Genomic DNA, 4,684 nt, shown 5'->3' on the forward strand with positions numbered 1-4,684 from the left:
GTGGGGCTGTGATGGGTGGGGCTGCGATCGCACTTTTCTGGGCATCCTGAAAAACAGCAGACCACTTTCATTCATCCATTCACGCAGCAATGGGTTCACTACCCCTCCTATCAGTTTGTTCAAACCCTCTCTGACGTTTATACCACCGTGCTAGCCGCGTGAATTTGGATTAAGTTCTTGATGAATGTAGCCAGACAATAACTCTGAATGGCTCAGAGCATGTTTAGATAATAGGCGATTGAAAACCAGGTTAAATCAGGAACGTGGTATCAGATGAAATTAACCGGGGGCATACCTGTTAACACAAGGGCGACCGTCAACCGAGGATGGTTGCATTGGCTCAACCTGCGTCCAGAGGAAAGTGAGCGAACGCTGCTCATGTTTGCGTTTTACACCGCAACCTCGATTGGTATCCTGTGGCTAGAAGTGAGTGCGGCTGCCCTCTTCCTGGGTGATTACGGAGCCAACTCACTTCCCTGGATCTATATTGCCAGTGCTGGAATTGGGACGGGGTTGGGATTTCTTTATTCCTGGTTACAGCAATTTTTACCGTTGCGTCGGGTCATTGTGCTAATTGCAGTGATGATGGCGCTGCCCCTGTTTGTATTTCGAATTGGCTTAAACCCGGCGCTTCAATTCGGGTTCACCGTATTTCTCATGCGGTTATGGCTGGAGGCTATTTATGTTCTCAATGAGCTAAACACGTCAATTACTGCCAATCAATTATTTAATATTCGCGAAATCAAGCGCACCTATCCTCTCATTAGCAGTGGAGTGCTGGCGGCTGACATTTTAAGCGGATTTTCCCTGCCCTTACTGCAACGGTGGATCGGCTTATCCAACGTGATTTTGATGGCCTGTTTGATGCTGTTGGTTGGATCGGGCGTTCTGTTTTATCTGAGTCAGACCTATCAGCAGTTTTTTCCCGATTCGCTCAAGCGGCGACTGCAAGAACGCCAGCCCGATTTCACCATGCGGCGGTTGCGCGGCTCGCTCCATCACTACTTCATTCTCATCGTCATGTTCTTTGTCATGGCGCAGGTGCTTTCTCTGCTGATAGATTTTCAGTATCTTAGCCAGCTAGAGCAGTATTTGAACGTGCGAGCCGAGGTTCGAGTGGAGGACATTGCCAACTTCCTCGCGTTGTTCAGCGGTACCCTGGGCATTTTTGAGCTGTTGACTCAGTGGTTTGTTTCAGGACGCATCATTGAGCGGTTGGGCGTGTTTGCGATCGCCATTTTGCCGCCTGTCTCCGTTGCCTGCCTCAGTCTGTTCGCATTCACTGGAGTGGTGGGGTTGTTTTGGGGACTGGTTCTCCTCAAGTTTGTTGATGAACTGCTGCGGTATACCCTCGTTGCCAGTATTGGGCCTGTTCTATTCCAACCCATCCCCGATTCGCTTCGCAGCCGCATTCAGTCGATTGTGCGAGGGATTGCTGAGCCAATTTCCTCTGGCTTAACCGGGGTTGGAATGCTGGTCACAATTTGGATACTGCATCAGCTTTTCTCCGAAGCCAGCCAGATTCAACCGTGGATGTTCCTGTTTTTCATCCTTATGTTCGCGCTGGTTTGGCTCTTGTCGGTTGTGCTGCTGCGATCGCGTTATCTCGGTCTGCTAGTGATGAGTGCCGAGCGGGGAGACCTGAGCAGCCTTTCCGATATAGATCTGCGGACGTTGAAACGAGCCATTGCTGATGCGATCGACCGTCCGGTGGCAGAGGCCGAAAAAAAATCGTGTATTGAGCTACTGACTCACATCGATCCTAAGAATGTGGGTGAAGTGCTATCCCCGTTATTAACGACCTTGCCGTCCGCCTTACAGCGGCATAGCCTGGAAGCAATGTTGGACTATCCCAATCCGGCCTATTTGCCGTGGGTTCAAGCCCTGGTGGAGAAACCATTGCCACCAGAAGTGTTGGCGGTTGCACTTCGCTATATCTGGTTGACGGAACCTGAGCCAAACATCAACGAGCTACGGCCTTATTTAGAGCCAGATATGGAGCCAGTAGTGCGCGGCACAGCCGCATCGTTGATGTTACGCCGAGGCCAGCCCGAAGACAAGGCGATCGCCACCCAAACCCTGCGCCGAATGCTCACCCACAAACAAGAACGAGAGCGGGTTATGGGCTGTCGTGCCCTGGGCGAAGCGGTTTATCTGCAAACGCTACGCATCCACATTGAAGACCTGCTGCAAGATGAGTCGTTGCGGGTACGCTGTGCCTTATTAGAAGCGATCGCCGCCACCCACCTGGAAGAATACTATCCGTCCCTGATACGAGGCTTAAACTATAAATCAACTCGCGAGGCCGCCATGCGAGCCTTGATTCGTCTGGACAACGAGGCGATTCCCCTGTTGGTTAAGCTGGCAGAAGAGCTTAACACGCCGGAGTTAGTGCGTACCTGTGCCTGGACTGCGATCGCCCAAGTTGGCACGTTAGAAGCCCACAATGCGTTAGTTTCTCACCTGATGACTGCCTGGGGATCAACCCGGCGTAGCTTGCTGCGAATTCTGCTCAAACTGCCTCACGAAACGGGGATTGATGCCGTATTGGATCTATTGGGTCGCAGCGGTGTAGAAACATTGATCAATCAAGAGTTGCTGTTTATCGGACAAATCTACGCAACGCTGTTAGACATTAGCCCCGAACAAGTGGCTGGCCGAGAGGCAGATTTGCTGCGGCGTGCCCTGCGAGATTTGCAAAACGATGCGATTGAGCGTGTGTTCCTGCTCATGCGGTTCCTCTATCCCTCTGGCACCATTCAGGCCGCCGCGTATAATTTGCAATCTGAATCGCCGGAAAGCGTAGCACGCGGTTTAGAGATTTTGGACAACACGTTAGATATTCCCAGCAAACGAGCATTGCTTAGTATTCTCGATCGCCGTTCCGACTGGGAGAAACTGCAAAGTTTGTCAGAGTTCATCACCTACCAATCCATGCAGCCGAGCCAGCGATTACGCCACCTGTTGGAGCTTCGCTACTTTTTGTCGGATTGGAGTCTGGCCTGCTGCTTTCATCTCGCCCGACAAGCTCGTTGGAGTTTGACAGCCGAGCAAGCTATATCCTGTCTGCATCATGTCAAAGGGTTTGTGCGCGAAGCGGTTCTCAGCTATCTGCGTGTCGCCTCGCCTCGCACCTTATCTGAATTGCTGCCGTTATTAAAGAATGACCCCGATCGCCTTGTTGCTGCTCAAGTGCAGCAAATGTTACTGGATTTGAGCCTACCCTCATCGGATGCGCCATCGGCTCAGTCAACGAATGGGTCAGGTGCCGTTCGTTTAAATCACTCTTCCCGCTTTGATCCGACCTGAGCAAGCACCAGGGCTAAGACCACCGCCCATAGAAACTGTGTCTCCACCAGTAACTGTGCCCATGCCATTAACCCTTGCTATTGCTCCAGGAAAACCGGATCGGCCACAAGATCTTTCCAATTTGGTGTTAAACTTTGCGCCAGAGATGACTAAATATACAGAGTGGGCAACCTACGTTAAGAGCTGAAACAGTAAACAAACTCTAAACTGCGGTGATGAGGGGATCGCTGGTTCACGCTAGGCCATCAACGTTAGCGATTAGAATCCCATCGTTGCAATCACGGATTAATGCATTGAGTCTGACGTTTGTTGTCTACAGTCCACCATCAAGTCTGTTGAACTATCGCTGCTATGCTGACTAGCGTCGATCGCCTGCTATTTGTTCGGGGAGTCCCCATCTTTAACGAGTTGCGGGATGACTTTCTCGTGCGGCTTGCATCCATCATGGATGAACTGTCGTTTCCGGCGAAACATACCATCTTTACCCAGGGGCAAGAGGGGCGATCGCTCTACATCATTGTGTCGGGTCGAGTACGGGTTCATATTGGCGATCGCGAGCTAGCTAAACTCGGAGAAGGCGCTTGCTTTGGCGAGATGTCGCTGTTTGATGCCGAACCTCGCTCTGCAACCATCACCACGCTAGAACCTTGCGAATGCCTGATTTTGACCCAACAGCAACTCTACGAGGCCATTGATGAAACTCCAGGGATTGCTGTTAACATCATTCGGCTGCTGTCTCGCCGCATTCGAGAACTCAACCAAAAGATCGATGCCCGCCAAGATCGTGCCGACAGTCAACCACTGCCATTAGTGACCAATCAGCTTGCACGATTTTGAGCAAAGCCGTTGAATCGCTACACTCAAAACGGTAAGCCCTTCTACATTTACAGGTGAGTGCAGTGCAGCGAATCCCTCCTGAACCCGGTCAAGAATCCGTTTGGGATTATCCCCGTCCCCCCCGGTTGGAAGACTCCCCGAACCATGTTGAGGTGATTTTTAATGGCACAAAAATTGCCGATACCCACCGGGCGAAGCGGGTACTAGAAACCAGTCATCCTCCGGTGTATTACATTCCCCTGGAGGATGTGCAGCAGGATTGTTTAATTGAAACGCCTCGATCCACCTACTGCGAGTGGAAAGGACAGGCCGCTTACTACACAGTGGTTGTAGGCGACAAACGAGCGGAAAATGTGGCCTGGTATTATCCCGACCCAACTCCATCGTTTGCTTCGATTAAAGACTATGTGGCCTTTTATCCTGGCCGGATGGATGCCTGCTACCTCAATGGTGAGCCAGTTCAGTCTCAGCCAGGGGACTTTTACGGCGGGTGGATTACAAATGACATTATTGGCCCCTTTAAGGGTGGGGCGGGTAC

General features: G+C 51.4%; 3 protein-coding genes. All 3 read left to right on the plus strand.

Going from position 1 to position 4,684, the window contains the following annotated elements; all coding sequences use genetic code 11:
* Positions 1-273: 273 nt before the first annotated feature.
* Positions 274-3,309 (plus strand): MFS transporter, encoded by a 3,036-nt coding sequence (locus tag IQ268_RS31730; RefSeq protein WP_193887437.1) that lies wholly within the window; start codon positions 274-276, stop codon positions 3,307-3,309.
* A gap of 351 nt (positions 3,310-3,660) precedes the next feature.
* Positions 3,661-4,146 (plus strand): Crp/Fnr family transcriptional regulator, encoded by a 486-nt coding sequence (locus tag IQ268_RS31735; RefSeq protein ID WP_193887439.1) that lies wholly within the window; start codon positions 3,661-3,663, stop codon positions 4,144-4,146.
* A 53-nt stretch (positions 4,147-4,199) separates the two neighbouring features.
* Positions 4,200-4,684 (plus strand): DUF427 domain-containing protein (locus IQ268_RS31740; protein WP_193887441.1); only part of this gene is annotated, 485 nt, incomplete at its 3' end.

Origin of the sequence: Oculatella sp. LEGE 06141 (assembly GCF_015207605.1) — a bacterium.
Classification (GTDB): Bacteria; Cyanobacteriota; Cyanobacteriia; order Elainellales; family Elainellaceae; genus Oculatella.